This is a genomic window from Streptomyces sp. NPDC006261 (assembly GCF_040613515.1).
GTDB lineage: Bacteria > Actinomycetota > Actinomycetes > Streptomycetales > Streptomycetaceae > Streptomyces.
This window is the reverse complement of the sequence record NZ_JBEXSI010000048.1, coordinates 1-15,756: the sequence shown is the minus strand read 5'-3', so window position 1 is coordinate 15,756 and position 15,756 is coordinate 1. Positions and strand designations below refer to the sequence as shown.

Annotated in this window: 13 protein-coding genes and 2 pseudogenes; 5 read left to right on the top strand and 10 right to left on the bottom strand. The window is 72.0% G+C overall.

Going from position 1 to position 15,756, the window contains the following annotated elements:
* Positions 1-102: 102 nt before the first annotated feature.
* Together ABZ154_RS26600 and ABZ154_RS26595 are read left to right on the top strand one after the other, a co-directional pair.
* Positions 103-987: an SIS domain-containing protein gene (locus tag ABZ154_RS26600; protein WP_356836649.1), complete on the top strand. Its 885-nt coding sequence runs from the start codon at positions 103-105 to the stop codon at positions 985-987.
* A gap of 24 nt (positions 988-1,011) precedes the next feature.
* Complete coding sequence (locus tag ABZ154_RS26595) at positions 1,012-1,881, top strand: class II fructose-bisphosphate aldolase (protein WP_356836647.1); 870 nt, start codon at positions 1,012-1,014, stop codon at positions 1,879-1,881.
* Here the strand turns inward: ABZ154_RS26595 and ABZ154_RS26590 are convergent.
* From ABZ154_RS26590 to ABZ154_RS26565, 6 genes and pseudogenes are all read right to left on the bottom strand, one after another.
* Positions 1,878-3,362, bottom strand: a pseudogene (locus tag ABZ154_RS26590) (HAD-IA family hydrolase). The gene ABZ154_RS26595 and the pseudogene ABZ154_RS26590 sit on opposite strands and share 4 nt — an antisense overlap.
* Positions 3,363-3,406: 44 nt before the next feature.
* Positions 3,407-4,393, bottom strand: a complete 987-nt coding sequence (locus ABZ154_RS26585) for a hydroxyacid dehydrogenase (protein WP_356836686.1) — start codon at positions 4,391-4,393, stop codon at positions 3,407-3,409.
* A gap of 56 nt (positions 4,394-4,449) precedes the next feature.
* A complete protein-coding gene (locus tag ABZ154_RS26580; RefSeq protein ID WP_356836645.1) occupies positions 4,450-5,382 on the bottom strand; it encodes a carbohydrate ABC transporter permease in 933 nt (310 codons plus the stop codon).
* A complete protein-coding gene (locus tag ABZ154_RS26575) occupies positions 5,379-6,227 on the bottom strand; it encodes a sugar ABC transporter permease (RefSeq protein WP_356836684.1) in 849 nt (282 codons plus the stop codon). The genes ABZ154_RS26580 and ABZ154_RS26575 overlap by 4 nt, the downstream gene beginning before the upstream one ends.
* Before the next feature lie 260 nt (positions 6,228-6,487).
* A complete protein-coding gene (locus tag ABZ154_RS26570; RefSeq protein WP_356836643.1) occupies positions 6,488-7,795 on the bottom strand; it encodes a sugar ABC transporter substrate-binding protein in 1,308 nt (435 codons plus the stop codon).
* A 215-nt stretch (positions 7,796-8,010) separates the two neighbouring features.
* Positions 8,011-9,111, bottom strand: a complete 1,101-nt coding sequence (locus ABZ154_RS26565; RefSeq protein WP_356836641.1) for a substrate-binding domain-containing protein — start codon at positions 9,109-9,111, stop codon at positions 8,011-8,013.
* Between the two features lie 364 nt (positions 9,112-9,475).
* Between ABZ154_RS26565 and ABZ154_RS26560 the strand changes: the two genes are divergently transcribed.
* The 3 genes and pseudogenes from ABZ154_RS26560 to ABZ154_RS26550 all read left to right on the top strand — a co-directional run bounded on the left by ABZ154_RS26560 (position 9,476) and on the right by ABZ154_RS26550 (position 13,123).
* Complete coding sequence (locus ABZ154_RS26560; protein WP_356836639.1) at positions 9,476-11,887, top strand: polysaccharide lyase 8 family protein; 2,412 nt, start codon at positions 9,476-9,478, stop codon at positions 11,885-11,887.
* A gap of 64 nt (positions 11,888-11,951) precedes the next feature.
* Positions 11,952-12,284, top strand: a pseudogene (locus ABZ154_RS26555) (DUF664 domain-containing protein).
* Positions 12,285-12,367: 83 nt separating this feature from the next.
* Positions 12,368-13,123, top strand: coding sequence for a transporter substrate-binding domain-containing protein (locus ABZ154_RS26550; protein WP_356836682.1), 756 nt, complete (start codon positions 12,368-12,370; stop codon positions 13,121-13,123).
* Between the two features lie 63 nt (positions 13,124-13,186).
* Here the strand turns inward: ABZ154_RS26550 and ABZ154_RS26545 are convergent, their stop codons facing one another.
* The 4 genes from ABZ154_RS26545 to ABZ154_RS26530 form a co-directional block, all read right to left on the bottom strand.
* Positions 13,187-13,354, bottom strand: a complete 168-nt coding sequence (locus ABZ154_RS26545; RefSeq protein WP_356836637.1) for a DUF6381 family protein — start codon at positions 13,352-13,354, stop codon at positions 13,187-13,189.
* Between the two features lie 166 nt (positions 13,355-13,520).
* Positions 13,521-14,528: an iron-containing redox enzyme family protein gene (locus tag ABZ154_RS26540; RefSeq protein ID WP_356836635.1), complete on the bottom strand. Its 1,008-nt coding sequence runs from the start codon at positions 14,526-14,528 to the stop codon at positions 13,521-13,523.
* Positions 14,528-14,785: a CDGSH iron-sulfur domain-containing protein gene (locus ABZ154_RS26535; RefSeq protein ID WP_356836633.1), complete on the bottom strand. Its 258-nt coding sequence runs from the start codon at positions 14,783-14,785 to the stop codon at positions 14,528-14,530. Before ABZ154_RS26535 ends, ABZ154_RS26540 begins: the two co-directional genes overlap by 1 nt.
* Positions 14,769-15,500, bottom strand: coding sequence for a HemK2/MTQ2 family protein methyltransferase (locus tag ABZ154_RS26530; RefSeq protein WP_356836681.1), 732 nt, complete (start codon positions 15,498-15,500; stop codon positions 14,769-14,771). Before ABZ154_RS26530 ends, ABZ154_RS26535 begins: the two co-directional genes overlap by 17 nt.
* Positions 15,501-15,756 lie beyond the last annotated feature (256 nt).

Below are 15,756 nucleotides of genomic sequence, written 5' to 3'. Positions count from 1 at the left end.
CGCGTCCTGGCGCGCACTCCCGCAAGCCGTACTGCTTGATAATGCTCGAAACACGGCACTAATATGCACCTTCGAGCATTCAATGTGGGATGGGGAGATCAGATGACGCATGTGGCACGCGAACTGGCCAGTCAGCCTGACTGCTGGCGACGGGCGGCGGGGATGACCGACGGACTCGCGGGACAGCTCCCGGCGACCGGCGAGCGCATCGCCGTCGTCGGCTGCGGCACCTCGTACTTCATGGCCCAGGCCTACGCGGCCCTCCGCGAGGGCAGTGGCCAGGGCGAGACCGACGCCTTCGCCGCATCGGAGTTCCCCGTCGGCCGCCGCTACGACCGGATCGTGGCGCTGAGCCGCTCCGGCACCACGACCGAAGTGCTCGGCCTGCTCACGCAGGCCAGGGGCACCACGCGACGGACCGTGATCATCGGGGACCCCGACACGCCCATGGCGGCGATGGCCGACGACACCGTAGTCCTCGGCTTCGCCGACGAGCAGTCCGTCGTGCAGACGCGGTTCGCGACCTCGGCGCTGACCCTGCTCCGCGCCCACCTGGGCCTGCACACCGAGGCGGTCGTGGAGGACGCCCAGGTCGCGCTCGCCGAGCCGCTGCCGGCCGGTCTGGTGGAGTGCACCCAGTTCACCTTCCTCGGGCAGGGCTGGAGTGTGGGGCTCGCCAACGAGGGGGCGCTGAAGATGCGTGAGGCGGCGCTGGCATGGAGCGAGGCGTATCCGGCGATGGAGTACCGGCACGGCCCGATCAGCATCTCCACCCGTTCCACCGCCACCTGGATGCTCGGTGACGCACCGGCGGGGCTGTCCGACGAGGTCCACGCCACCGGTGCCCGGTGGGTGGCCGGCGGGCTCGACCCGCTGGCGGAGCTGGTCCGGGTGCAGCGGCTCGCGCTGGCGATCGCGGAGGCCCGCGGCCTCGATCCGGACCGGCCGCGCCATCTGACGCGCTCGGTCATCCTCAGCACGGCCTGACGGCCTCTCACCGACGGAGTTGCCATGCCCATCGCCGCCACCGGCGAGCTGATCGCCGACGCCGCGGTCCGGCGCGGAGCGGTCGCCGCGTTCAACGTCATCACCCTGGAGCACGCGGAAGCCATCGTGGAGGGCGCCGAGGCCGCACGGTCGCCGGTGATCCTCCAGATCAGCGAGAACGCGGTCAAGTACCACGGCGGCCGGCTCCGCCCGCTGGCCCGCGCCGCGCACGAGACGGCCCGGGCGGCCGCGGTTCCGGTCGCCCTCCATCTCGACCACGTCCACTCCCCCGAGCTGCTGCACCAGGCGGCGGAGTGCGGGTTCAGCTCGGCGATGTTCGACGCCGCCCGGCTGCCGTACGCGGAGAACCTGGCGGCCACCCGCGCCGCCGTCGTATGGGCGCACGGAGCGGGTCTCTGGCTGGAGGCCGAGCTCGGGCAGGTCGGCGGCAAGAACGGGCAGGCTCCGCTGGACGCCCATGCGCCTGGTGCCCGTACGGATCCGAAGGAGGCTCTCGCCTTCGTCGCCGCCACCGGGGTCGACGCGCTGGCCGTGGCGGTCGGCACCTCCCACGCCATGACCTCGCGGGACGCCCGCATCGACCACGGCCTGCTGGCCCGACTCCGTACGACTGTGCCGGTTCCCCTGGTGCTGCACGGTTCGTCCGGCGCTTCCGACGACGAGCTCGGGCGGGCGGTCGCCGGAGGGATCGCCAAGGTCAACATCGGCACCGCGCTGAACATCGCGATGACCGGGGCGATACGGGAACGCCTCGCGCAGGACGAGCGCGGCGTCGATCCTCGTGCCTACCTCGCCCAGGGCCGGGACGCGATGGCCCGGACGGTGAGCCGCCTGATATCCGTACTGCCCGCGCCCGCGGCGAAAGCCGCCTAGGTTCCGTACGGCCCCCAGGTGTGCAGCAGCGCCGTGAGGCCGCCGACCACCCTCCGGCCCGGGGCCGCCTGGACGGGTGCCGCGGAGGGCACGGCCACCACCCGGCAGCCCGCCGCCTCGGCCGCCGCGATGCCGGTGGGGCTGTCCTCGACCACCAGGCAGGCCCCGGGCGGGAGGCCGAGGCGTGCCGCCGCTTCGAGGTAGGGGTCCGGGTGGGGCTTGGAGCGGTCCGTCTCGCCGTCCGCCACCGTCGTACGGAACACCTCGGCGCCCAGTGTCCTGAGCACCGCATCCACGACCCGGCGCGGGGAGGCCGAGACCAGGGCCGCGGGTGTGTTCCCGTCGGCCAGCCGGCCGAGCAGGTCGCGGGCGCCGGGGCGTAGCTCGATGCCTGCCTGGACCGCTGCCAGGAACGTGTCCTCCAGGGCGGATTCCAGGACCCGGTCGCTGACGGCCCGTGGACACAGCGTCGCCAGGTAGGCGGCCGTGTCGGCGCAGGTGCGTCAGAGGACAGCGGCGCCCTCCTCGTCGGTCAGGGTGTGGCCATGGGCGGTGGCGGCCTCGCGGGCGGCGGCGAGCCACAGGGGCTCGGTGTCCACCAGGGTGCCGTCCATGTCGAGGAGGACCGCCTGGGGCAGGGTCGGTACGGCGGTGCCGTCGAGGGTCCAGTGCGAGTCGGGAGCCCGGTCGAGGGCCGCGTACACCTGGGCCGCGACGTCCTCGTGCCGGACCGGACGCAGCGGGCGGGCGCCCGCCGTGATGTCGGGGCCCGCGCAGGCCAGCCACGCCGTGCGTTCGGCCTCGCTCGCCCCACCGTGGCCGCCCTCGTCCCGGTGCCCGTGGTCCGTGACGACGAGGACGCTCCAGGCCTCCGCCTCGTACGACGGGCGGGCGCGCAGGGCGGTCAGGAGGTGGCCCAGGCGGCGGTCGGCCGAGGCGATGGCCTGCTCGTACGCGGCGCCGCAGCCGAGGTGGTGGGCGGTCTCGTCGGGGGCGCCGAGGTAGACGAAGGAGGCCTCGATGTCCTCGTGGGTGAGTACGGCGACGGCGTCGCGTACGGTCGCCTCGTCCGCGTCCTCCCAGGCCTGCGGGGTGTCGGCGGCCGGTGCGTGGTGGGTGAGGCGGGTGGGGCGGCGGAACATCGGCCCGCCGTCGGCCACGGTGACCAGGGGTTCCCAGGCCGCCGCGACATAGGTGCGGCGGCCGTCCTGGCGGGCCAGGCGGGTGGTGAAGTCCGGGAACACGCCGAGGCGATGGCCGCTGAAGTCGTTGGACAACACCGCGTGTTTGGTGACCCGCACACCGGTGACGATCGTCGCCCAGCACGGGCCGGACATCGTGGGGGTGGACTCCTCGATCGTCACGGGGGCCAGGAATCCGGCGTCGGCGACCGTATCGAGGTGCGGGGTGGGGACCCGGGCGAGGGTGTCGAGGCGTACGCCGTCGATGCCGACGACGAGGACGCGGCGGGCACGGGGCATGGCGGTCTCCCGGGGTGATGCTGGGCGGCGGCAGGAGTACGGGGTCAGGCCTGCTGGTGCAGGGTGCGGGGGTCCACCGCGTGGGCGAACGGCAGACCGTGGGCGTACCGCTCGAGCTCGTCGACCGCCGCGTCGGCCAGCCGGTGGAGTTCGCCGCCCTGGGAGCCGGCGATGTGCGGGGTGAGCAGCACGTTCGGCAGGTCGTACAACGGCGAGTCCACGGGCAGCACTTCGGGTTCCGTATGGTCCAGTACGGCGTTCAGCCGGCCGGTGACCAGCTCCTTGACCAGCGCGTCGGTGTCGACCAGCGAACCGCGTGCCGTGTTGACGAGTGTCGCGCCGTCCCGCATGAGCGCGAGGCGGCCGGCGTCGAACAGGTGGCGGGTCTGCGGGAGTTCGGGGGCGTGGATGGTGACGACGTCGCTCTGCGCGACGAGCGCTTCCAGACAGGTCAGCTCCACGCCGAGGGACTGTGCGCTCTCCTCGTCCAGATACGGGTCGTGCACGAGGAGGCGCAGGTCGAAGGGGCGCAGCAGTTCGACGACGCGCCGGCCGATGCGGGAGGCGCCGACGATGCCCACCGTACGGCGGTAGTTGCCGATGGACGGGAACGCGGTGAGCAGGTTGACCCGGGTCCGGGACTCGCGGTAGACGCGGGCGCTCTCCAGGATGTGCTTGTTGGCGAAGAGGATCGCCGCGACCGTGTACTCCGCGACCGGGAGGGCGTTGGCCGTGGCGGCCGTGGAGACGGTGATGCCCCGGTCCCAGACGTCCTGGGTGATGTGGTGCTTGACCGAGCCCGCCGCGTGCACGACGGTCCGCAGGCGGGGCATGGCGCTCAGGGCGTCGGCGGTCAGAGGCGGGCATCCCCAGCCGGTGAAGAGGGCCTCGGCATCCCGCAGTGCGGCGCGCTGGGCCGGGTCGTCGGCACCGAAGTCGGTGACGAGCAGGGCAGGTTGTACGTCCGCGACCCGGGCGAGCCGCTCCAGGGCGAGCGGGGGGAGAATCGCGTCGCGGGTCTCTCCGCTCATCGCCAGGACGGTACGGGGGCGGGTGCGGAGCCGGCCGGCGGTGGGGGCGGGGCTGCTCACTTGACGGCTCCTGCGGTGAGGCCCGAGCGCCAGAAGCGCTGCAGGCAGAGGAAGGCGATGATCAGGGGGACGACGGCGACCAGGGAGCCGACGATGACCAGCGGGTACAGCTCCGGCTGCTGGTAGACGTTCTGGTTCCACATGAACAGGCCCAGGTTGACGGGGTAGAGCCGCTCGTCGTTGAGCATCATCAGCGCGCCGTAGAAGTTGTTCCAGTTGGCGGTGAAGGAGAACAGGAAGATGGTCACGAAGCCGGGCGCGAGCATCGGCAGGGCGACCTGGGTGAAGGTCTTGATCTCTCCCGCCCCGTCGACCCGGGCCGCTTCGAGGACCTCGCCGGGGACGTACCCCTCGGAGAAGACGCGGGCCAGGTAGACGCCGAACGGGTTGACCAGGCTGGGGATCAGCACGGCCCAGTAGGTGTCGACGAGACCCAGCTCCGAGGCCATCAGGTACAGCGGGAGCTGGACGACGGTGGAGGGGATCAGGACGCCGACGAGAACGACGCCGAACAGCTTCTCCTTTCCCCGGAAGACGTACTTGTCGAAGGCGTAGCCGCACGCGACGGAGACCAGGGTGGAGAGGACGGCCGCGACCAGGGTGTAGAGGAGGCTGTTGAGCAGCCAGCGGCCGTACAGCCCGTCGTTGTAGGCGAACAGGGCTTCCAGGTTGGACAGGAGGTGGAAGTCGCCGAGGCTGAACGGGTTGGTCGCGAACAGGTCGCGGTAGTTCTTGGTGGCGGCGATGAGCAGCCAGGTCAGCGGCATGAGGGTGTAGACGGCGACGACGGCGAGCACGGCGTTGACCGCGACCTTCGAGATGAGCCCCTGGGTACGCCGGGGGCGCGGGGCCGGGGACGGTCGGTGCCCGGCCTTGGTACGGGGCTCGGGGGCGGGCGGTGCGTCGGGGGTGGCTGTCTGGGTGCTCATGAGGCCTTCCACCGGTTGCCGAGCTTGGTGACGACGAAGGACAGCAGGCCGGCGACGAGGGCGAGCAGCAGGGAGCTCGCGGCGGCCAGGCCGTAGTCGTGGCCCTTGAAGGCCGCGGTGTAGATGAACATGGTCGGCGACCAGTCCTCGCCCATGGTGTTGGCCCGGAGCTGGACGAGTTTGGGGGCGTCGAAGAGCTGGATGGCGCCGACGCAGGTGAAGAGCAGGGTCAGGACGACGGTCGGTCTGATCATGGGGACCTTGACCTGGAGGGCGGTGCGCAGGGCACCGGAGCCGTCGACGGTCGCGGCCTCCAGGACCTCGCGCGGGACCGCCTGGAGCCCGGCGTAGAAGATGATCATGTTGTAGCCGGTCCACTGCCAGGCGGAGATGTTGACGACCGAGTAGATCGCCTCGTCCTGGCCGAAGAAGTTCCAGTTCGCGCCCAGGGCATCGAGTACGTCGGTGATCGGGCTGAGGCCCGGCGTGTAGAGATAGAGCCAGATGAGCGAGGCGATCAGGCCGGGTACCGCGTGCGGCAGGAAGTAGGCGATCTGGAAGAAGCGGCGGGCCCGGGCCATGGCCGAGTCGACGAGCAGGGCGAGGATGAGCGCGCCGCCGACCATGGCGGGGATGTACAGCACGCAGTAGAACGCGATGTGGCCGAAGGAGCGGAGGAACGCCTCGTTGCCGAGGGCCTCGGCGAAGTTGCCGAATCCGGCGAAGACGCGCTGGGTGCCGCCGAATCCGAGGCCGGAGGACTCCTCGCGGAAGAGGCTCATCCAGGCCGCGTAGAACATCGGCAGGACGGTGACGGCGGTGAAGAGGGCGAAGAACGGCACCATGAACAGGGCCACGGCCCGGCGCTGTCCGCGCCGCGCGCCCGGGCCGCCGGGGCCTTTCGGTGCGGCGGTGCCGTCCGACGGCGACGCGGTTCGGCGGGGCGGTGGGGTCTTGGCCGGCCGGGTGAATGGGGCTGCCACCTGGTGCTCCTTCGGCAGGATGGGCGGGAGGGGAGAGGGGGCCCAGGGCGGGGCGGCGTACGCGGAACGGCCGGTCGTCTGCTGTGCCGTGTTGCGCGCGCCCCGCCCGGCCGGGTGGCGGGCTACTTGGCGAGCTTCAGACCGCGGTCCGTGACCGCGCTCTCACCCTTCGCCTGTCCGGCGCTCAGCATCCTGGTGTGGTCCCCGCCCGCGGCCATCTGTGCCGAGGTGACCTGCTGCTGCACCGGGCCCCAGGTCCAGCCGGGCACGATCGTGCCCGCGGCCTCACCGGCGAGCCGGTAGACGTCCTGGTCGCCGAAGTAGGAGCTGTCGAACTCCTTGGCCGCGGCGGCCCGCATGCCCTCGTTGGCGGGCAGGGCGCTGCTGGGGGTCTTGAGGGAGCTGAGGCGGGCGGTCATGGCCTGGGGGTCGGTGGTGACCCACTTGATGAACTCGGCGGCCGCGTCGGTGTGCTTGCTGCCCTTGGGGACGATGTAGGAGGTGCCGCCGTACATGCCGGTGCTCGGTGTGCCGTCCCAGGTCGGGAGCGGGGCTATGCCCCACTTGCCCTTGCTGTCGGGGTAGCTGACGGGGAAGTTGCCCGCGCTCCAGGCGGCGCCGATGATGGTGGCGACCTTGCCGGTAGCGCGCTCCTTGGTCTCGCCCTCGCCCCAGAGCGGGGTCCTGGAGGCGAGGCCGTCCTTGAGGAGGCCGTCCCAGTAGCCCGCGACCTTCTGGGACGCCGGTTCGTCGATGTTCACCTTCCAGGCGTCGCCCTTCGTGCCGTACCACTGGGCGCCTGCCTGCCAGGCGAGCCCGGAGAGGAGAGCCGGGTCGCCGCCGCCGAAGTTGGTGATGGTGAGGCTCGGATCGCCCTGCTGGATCTTCTCGGCGGCCTTGCGGTACTCGGCCCAGGTCGCCGGGACCTCGACATCGTACTTCTTGAAGAGGTCCTTGCGGTAGTAGAGCTGGATGGGCGTCACGTCGAAGGGGACGGCCCAGGTGGAGCCGCCGAGGTTCACCAGGGACTGCACCGCCTCGGGGAACTCCTTCTTCACCAGCTCGCCGGAGCTCGGGGTGAGGTCCTCCAGATTGCCCTCGCTGGCGTACTCGGGGAGGGCGGAGTAGTCCATGGTGGCGATGTCGGGGGCGTTGCCGCCCTTGACCGCGTTGGAGAGCTTGGTGACGCCCTCGGGGCCCGCCGGGACGAGCGAGAACTTCACCTTGATGCCGGAGTGCGTCTTGTTGAACGCCTCGGCCGTCTCCTTGGCGCCCGCGGTGGCCGACCAGAAGGTGAGCGTGACGGGCTTCCCGTCACCGGGGCCTGAAGCGTCCGAGCCCGAGTCGCCACCGCAGGCGGCGGTGAGCAGGGCCAGTGAGGCGGCGGACGCCACGAGGGCGAGGCGGGTGGTGCGGTGCGTACAAGGCATGGGCCGGCTCCTACGGGACCTCGAACTGCGGGAGATGAGGTGAACGGCACACATCATTTTGCGCGGAACCGATCAACGTCAAGAGGAAACGACCAATTCAATCGAATCGATCAATTGATGGTGTGCGGACGGACCTCCGGTGCGACGCGTCGGGGCAGGCGATGAGCCGTCCCCGCAGGGCCCGTTGACCCGGGGTACGGCTGGTACGCGTCAGGTCAGGCGCGGGCGGCAGCCGCTCCGCAGGAGACCCGGACGCGCAGCGTGGGCAGGATGTCGAGGTGGCGGCGGGCGGCGGGGCCCTCGTCGGGCACGCCCAGCCGGGAGAGCAGGAGCCGGGCCGCCGCCGCGCCGACCCCGAGCTTGTCCGGTGCCACGGCGGTGAGCGGCAGATCGGCCAGGCTCGCCACCTCGTCGTCGTACGCGATCACCGCGAGGTCCTCAGGCACCCGCACGCCGCGGGCCTGGAGGCGCGGGATGAGCACGATCGCGTCCGCGTCGCTGTGCACGATCGCGGCGGTGACGTCGCCGTCCGCCACCCCCTCGCACAGATACTCCAGCGTCCGCTCGAAACGGTCGGTCTCCGAGCGTGACGGCGCGTCCTGAAGGGGCGATGCTGCGACCGGGCTCAGCCCGAGAGCCGCGACGGCGGCCGCGTAACCGGCCCTGAGCCGGGGGGCGGTGGGGCTTTCCTGCACGGCGAGCGCGATGGACCGGTGGCCGAGCCGGGCCAGGTGCGCGACCGCCTCCGCGGCACCGTGGGCGTGGTCCGAGCGCACTCGGTCGAGCCCCGCCACCGGGTGGCCGAGCGGAGCCCAGCGCTCCACCAGGACGACCGGGGTCTCCTGCTCGGCCACCCACAGCCCGTCGCCCGGCTTGGGGTGGCCCCGCTCCCAGCTGGGCGTCAGCAGAAGGCCGTCGGCGCCGGTGGAGAGCAGGCGGCGGGCCTGGGCCTCGTCCTCGTCGGGGAGGTACCGGGAGAGCCCGATCGTCAGGCGCGCGCCCGCGGCCTCCACCGCTTCCCGGGCACCGCGCACGACATCCGCGTAGTAGTAGTCGGTGGTCGGGACCACCATGCCCACCACGAGACCTTCGGCGGAGGGAACGGCGGCGGGGGCCGGGCCGGACGCCCCGGAGGGCCAGACCACCGCACCGTGCAACCGCTCCACCAAGCCCTGTGCCGCGAGCGCCTCGACGTCCCGGCGCAGGGTGACCGCGGACATGCCGAGCTCCTCGGCGAGTTCGGCGACACGGAGGCTGCCTCGTTCGCGGACGAGCTGGAGCACCCGCTCGTGGCGCTGGTCGACGTGGAGTCGCATGGATCCCCTTGGTCTCTGATCGGTATCGGAAGACGGCTGCGGCTGTGTGGCCGGTGGCGCGGGGTGGAGTCGGCATTGACGCCTCCGTCCGGCCCCCTCAACCATATCGATCACATCCGCTCGAAACGATCCCACCGACGACTTTGCCTCTGCCGCAGGGAAGCACGCCGATACACCCGAACCAGCGACCTACCCCCACACCGAACCGATCAACACGATCAATTCGGCCAAAGTTGTTGAGCGGATTGCCGGGCGGCTGTTAGAAAGTGCCTGCCCGCTCAGAACAGTCGGATCCAGGGATCTGGTCAGCGCTCGGCGCACCGGTTCCGCCGGAAACGAGACACCCGACCCGGAGAGCCCACCCATGACATCTGCCTGGTCCCGCCGTACGTTCCTCGCCGCCTCCGCCGTGCTCACCGCCGCAGGCGGCAGCACCTTCGTGCTGGCCGCGCCCCGCACCGCCACCGCGGCGGACGACGATCCGTACGCCGCGCTGCGCGCCACCTGGAGCGCCCTGATCCTCGGCGAGGGGTTCAGTCCGACCGCCGAACCCTTCAAGACCCGGCTGGCGACGCTCGGCACCCAGGCCCGGCAGTGGCTGGACAGCATGGCTCCGGCGAACGGGTCGCTGTGGCCGGACGCCGTGTACGCGGACCCCGACCCGAACACCGACCCGGAGTCGTACGGCTTCTCCGCGAGGATGGCCGACAGCTTCGTCCGCCTCAACACGATGGCCCAGGCCTACCGGCAGCAGGGCACCGGCCTGACGGGGAACACCGCCCTGCGCGATGCGATCGTCACCGGTCTCGAACACCTCGACAGCCAGGTCTACAAGGCCGGGCGGAGCCGGTACGGGAACTGGTACAGCTGGCAGATCGGCGCCCCCCAGGCCCTGCTGGACGTCTGCGTGCTGATGTACGACGCCCTCACCCCGGCGCAGCTCGGGCGCTACTGCGCCGCCGTCGACCACTTCGTACCGGACTCCGCCGTCGCCTCGTACACGGGCACCAGTACCGGGGCGAACCGGGTCGACCTGTGCCGGGTGCTGGCCCTGCGCGGGGTCGTCGGCGGGACGGACGCCAAGATCGCACTCGCCCGGGACGCCCTCTCCCCCGTCTTCCCGCTGGTCACGAAGGGCGACGGCCTCTACGCCGACGGCTCGTTCATCCAGCACACCACCGTGCCCTACACCGGCAGCTACGGGTCGGTGATGCTCGGCGGGCTCGGTCTGCTGTTCGCGCTGCTCAAGGGGACGGCGTGGGAGGTGTCCGACCCGAAGCGGCAGGTGGTGTTCGATGCGGTGGAGAACGCCTGGGCGCCCTTCCTCTACAACGGGCTCGTCATGGACACCGTCGCGGGCCGCGCGATCAGCCGCGGACAGACCGACGACCACCGGCGAGGCCACCCCGTCCTCGCCTCGATCGTGCTGCTCGGCCGGGGCGCGTCGGCCGCCGAGAACGCCCGGTGGCGGGCGCTCGTCAAGGGCTGGGCCCAGCGCGACTACTACAGCCCGCCGCTGAGCAACCCGTCCCTCAACCTCACCGCCCTGTCCCGCCTCAAGTCCGTACTGGACGACGCCTCGCTCACCCCGCTCCCCGAGCCGGAGGGCCACCGCCTCTTCCCCGACATGGCGAGGGCCACCCACCGCCGCCCGGGCTGGGCCGCCGCCCTGAGCATGGCGGACCGGCGGATCACGTACTACGAGAGTGGCAACGGCGAGAATCTGCGCGGCTGGCACACCGGCTCGGGAATGCTCTACTGGTGGGGCGACACCTTCGCCAACGGCCAGTACAGCGACGCGTTCTGGCCCACCGTCGACCCGTACCGGCTCCCCGGCACCACGGCCTCGCGCAAGCCGCTGGCCGACGGGGCGGGCGGCGACTGGGGCGTGGCGCTCCCTGATGTGAACTGGGTCGGCGGGGTCACCGACAAGAAGCGGGCAGCCTTGGGCCAGTACCTCAAGGGGCTGTCCAGCACGCTTCTGGCGAAGAAGTCATGGTTCTTCCTCGACGACACGGTGGTGTGCCTGGGCGCCGGCATCCGCTGCCAGGACGGCGCGGCGGTGGAGACCACGGTCGACAACCGCAACCTGGGGCCCACAGGCAACGCCCCCTTCACCGTCGACGGCTCGGCGAAGCCCGTCACCCGCCCGTGGTCGGCGACCCTGACCGACGCCTCCTGGGCCCATCTCGGCGGGCACGGCGGCTATGTGTTCCCGGGCCGGGCGAGCGTCAAGGCACTGCGCGAGAACCGGTCCGGGCGGTGGCGCGACATCAACACCGGGGGTTCCACGGACACGGTGACGCGCACCTACCTCACCCTCTGGGTCGACCACGGCCAGAACCCCACGGACGGCGGTTACGCCTACCAGCTGCTGCCCGGCGCCTCCGAACAGCGGACCGCCGCCCGGGCCGCCGACACCGGCTGGCTGCGGGTGCTCGCCAACACCGACGACCAGCAAGGTGTGTCGGTCCCCTCGCTGGGGCTGACCGCCGTCAACTTCTGGTTCGGCGGAAGCGTCGGGCCGCTCACCGCGAACGCCCCCTGCTCCGTCATGGCCACCGAGCACCCGGACGGCACGGCCACCGTCTGCGTCAGCGACCCCATGCGGATGCGGACGAGCCTGACCCTTACCTGGAACAGGGCCGTCTCCTCCGTCGTCTCGAAGCCGCCGACCGTGACGTCGGCGGCCACGGGGGCGTCCCTGATCCTGGTGTTCGGTGATCTCTCCGGTACACGCGGGGCGACGCAGACGGTGAAGGTGCGGCTGGCCTGACAGCAGGGACGGGTCAGACGGAAGGGATACTGACCGCCGGCACAACGCAACGAGGGACGCGGCCATGACACAGGACCACCGGACAGGCCCCCCATCCTTCGGGAGCGAGCGCGACACCCTGCGGCCTTCCTCGACTACCACCGGGCGACCCTGGCCATGAAGTGCGCGAGCGCGTCGACCCGGGTGCAGGCGTTCACCGCCTGGGAGGCCGAGGTCGAGACCTCGCGGCGTATCGAGCGGGCGGCCGGCTCCCTGGACCTGGCGGGCTACCAGCCCCGGGGGGGGCGAAGAGGTCTCGCTGCGGATGGTGATGGTGCATGTCCTCCTCGAGTACGGCCGTCACAACGGGCACGCGGATCTGCTGCGCGAGGGGGTGGACGGGACGGTGGGCGCGTGAGCCGTACGAAGGCGGTCGCGGGCCAGGCCGGCGGGGTGGCGGGCCCCGTCGTCTTCGGCGACCGGGCTCGTAAACTCGCCCGCATGACCCCGCAGCAGATAGCTCCGGCCCTTGTTCCCGCGTTCGCGCCCGACGGCACCCTGCGCGCGTCCGTCAACCTCGGCAATCCGATCCTGGCCAGCCGGGACCCGGCGGGCGGCGACCCTGTCGGTGTGTCGGTCGACCTCGCGTACGAGTTCGGGCGGCGGCTCGGGGTGCCCGTCGAACTCGTGGTCTTCGAGAAGGCGGCCACTTCCGTGGACGCGGTGAAGGCGGAGAAGGCGGACATCGGCTTCTTCGCCGTGGACCCCGCGCGCAGCGAGGGGCTGCTGTTCACCGCTCCCTATGTACTGATCGAGGGCAGTTACCTCGTACCCGAGTCGTCCGCGCTGGGTGAGAACGGGCAGGTGGACCGCGAGGGCACCCGCATCTCGGTCGGCTCGGGCAGCGCCTACGACCTCTTCCTCACCCGGGCGATCGAGCACGCCGGGATCGTGCGGCTGCAGGGCGCCCCCGCCGCGCTCGCCGCCCTGCGGGAAGGACGGGTCGAAGTGGCTGCCGGGATCCGCCAGTTGCTGGAGTCCGAAGCCCGGCGCGCACCCGGCGTACGGCTGCTGCCGGGGCGCTTCATGGTGATCCAGCAGGCCATGGGCATCCCGGCCGCCCGCGGTGCGGCGGCGCAGGAGGTGCTGGCGTCCTTCGTGGAGGAGATGAAGGCGAGCGGGTTCGTGGCCGAGGCGCTGGAGCGGCACGGCATCGAGGGTGCGCGCGTGGCCCCCGCGGCTCAGCTTCCGTCCTGACCTGTACGGGCCGGGCCCTGCTCCTGGCCTCCGCCTGTCAGCTCCGCTCCTGACCCTTTCCGCTCAGTTCCCTTCCTGGCCCTCCAGCTGTTCACCCAGCAGGCGGCGGGCCTTCTCCCGCAGGCGCTGCCGGTGCTCGGGGTCGGTCGCCCGGTCGGCGGCGCGGCCCAGCTCCTCGGCGCGTTCGCGGATGCGGCGGACTCGTTCCAGCGGGGTGTCGGGCAAGTTCATGGGGATGTCCTCCGTCGTGGTTCCTCCGTCGGCAACAGGAGTTGCGTGCGGGACCGGAGCCCCAGCGTCACCGGAGTACGGCCGGATCGCATCTCGTGGGGTCACCTACGGTGACCGCATGCGAGAGGGCCCCACCGGGCGGTGAGGCCCTTCTCGTCGCAGCCCGTCAGTCCAGCGGACCGCGCAGCGCTGTGGAGTTGCTCCGCCAGGCGGCGAGCAGACGCGCGGCGAGGCGGTCCTCCAGCAGTCCGGTGGCCTCGATACCGAAGGCGATGTCGGCTTCCAGATGCGGCTCGTCGGCGAGCAGCCCCCCGATGACATCGCGGCGTACCACCTGTTCGTGCACCGCGTCGGCCTCCACGTGTTCGGCGTAGAACCGCTGGGCGGCCGGTCCCGCGCCGACGCGCTTCAGTGCCGCGGCGAGCCGGCGTGAGCCGGGTGATGAGGTGACCTCGACGGCGGCGAAGTGGCCGACCAGAGCGCCCCGGAGGGAGCGGTGCAGCCCGAACAGGGACATCAGGTTGACGGTGGCGAGCACGTCGGCGGGCGCGGCGTCGAGGTAGTGCCCGTACGCCGTCTCCAGCGACAGGTCGCTCAGCAGGTCGGCGTACAGGCGGGCGTGGATGTCCGCTTCCCGTCCGGCGCCGAACTCGTCGAACTCGACCGCCACCATCGCGGCCTTGGCCCGTCCGTACAACCGCGGGAGCACCCAGGCGTGCGGATCGGCTTCCTTCAAATGGTAGAGCGAGCGCAGGGCGGCGTACTCGCGCAGCTGCCACAGCTCGCCGTCGTGCCGCAGGAAGTGGCTGACACTGCGGCCGTCGTCGCCGACGGGCTCGACCAGCAGACCGGCCAGCGCGGTGTCCACGGTCCCGTCCGTGCGGACACCGGCGCGGAGCGCGGCGAGGAAGGGATGCTCCAGGGAGCGGCGCAGTCCGAGCAGGGCGGGATCCCACTCATGCTCCTCGTCCACGTCCTCGAAGCCCTGGTAGTGCAGTTCGTACAGGACGTAGAGGGCGAGCTGGAGGTCGTCGCCGAAGGGGTCCGCGTCACCGGCCGTGTCGGCCCGGGGGGCCGCCCCGGTGCGCAGGGCGGCGATGACCTCGCCCGAGAGCGGTCCGCGCGGGGCGGGCAGCGGGGGGCTCCGGCGCCTCGGCTCACGGTAGGCAGGCATCAGGCGGCTCCATCGGTACGGTCGGTCCCGCCGTCGGCGGACTCCGCCTCCGGCTTCACCCGGCGGCGGTGGCTGGTATCGCACCACGGGTACGTACGGGTCTTACGGCAGGTGCAGATGGCGGCGGTGAAGCGGCGGGAGGTGTACAGGGTGCCGTCGTCACCGACCACCTCGACCGGACCCTCCACCAGGAGCGGCCCGTCGGCAGCGAGGGTGACGCGGGCTGGAGGGCCCGACCGTTCAGGGCTGCTCGGCACGGATGACCACCAGCTTCTCCTCGTCGGTGTGATCGTCCAGGAGGCCCCGGCCGCGCAGCCAGGAGAGCCGCGAGAGCAGGACCGGTCCGAACGGCACGCTCGCCGTGTCGCTCACCGCGGCCTGCAGCCCGCCATGGGACAGGCGCCGCAGGGTCTCCTCGGTACCGGTGAGCTCGGAGTGGACCATGAGCAGGACGCCTCCCCTGCGCAGCAGGTACGGGGCCGCGTCGCAGATGCGGTCCACCACCGCGCGCCCGTCGTGCCCCGCGTCCCAGGCGCGCGCGTCCCCGCGCCGGGGTGGCGGGCCCAGCGGCGAGGGGACGTAGGGGGGGTTGCTGAGCACCAGGTCGTACGTCCGGCCCGGGACCGGGTCCGCCAGATCGCCCCGGTGGACGGTCACCCGCTGCCGGGCGAGCCGGGCGTTGAGGCGGGCGGTGAGTACGGCGCGGCGGCCGACGTCGACGGCCGTCACGTTCGCGCCCCGGCGTGCGGCGGCCACCGCGAGGAGGCCGCTGCCGGTGCCGAGGTCGATCGCCTCGGAGCCGGGGCGTACGGTCTCGCGGGCCAGGGCCCTGAGCAGCAGATGTGTGTCGTACTGGGGCGCGTAGACACCCGGCAGGATGCGGACGCCCAGCCTCCGGGGAGCGGTCGGCGTGGACACAGCAGCGGACACGGGTACCTCCTGCACACGTCGGACGTGCGAATCGTGGGTCATGCCACCCGTCAAGGCTCCGCTCCTTCGGTCCGGGGCGCCAATCGTGAGTTGGCCCAGCGTGACCGGTCTTCCGGTACCGGCCGACGTATCGAGTTCCCTTGCCGGTCCCGTTCACACCTGCGAAACCCGTCGCCGACGGAAGCCCGCACAGGACGCGGAACACCTGGCAGGGCGGGTCCCGGGGCCCCCCCGCGGGGCGGCCGCCCCCCCCGATCTGGCCGCGCTCACGCCCGCTCGTCAGCCCCGGTCGCCCCCG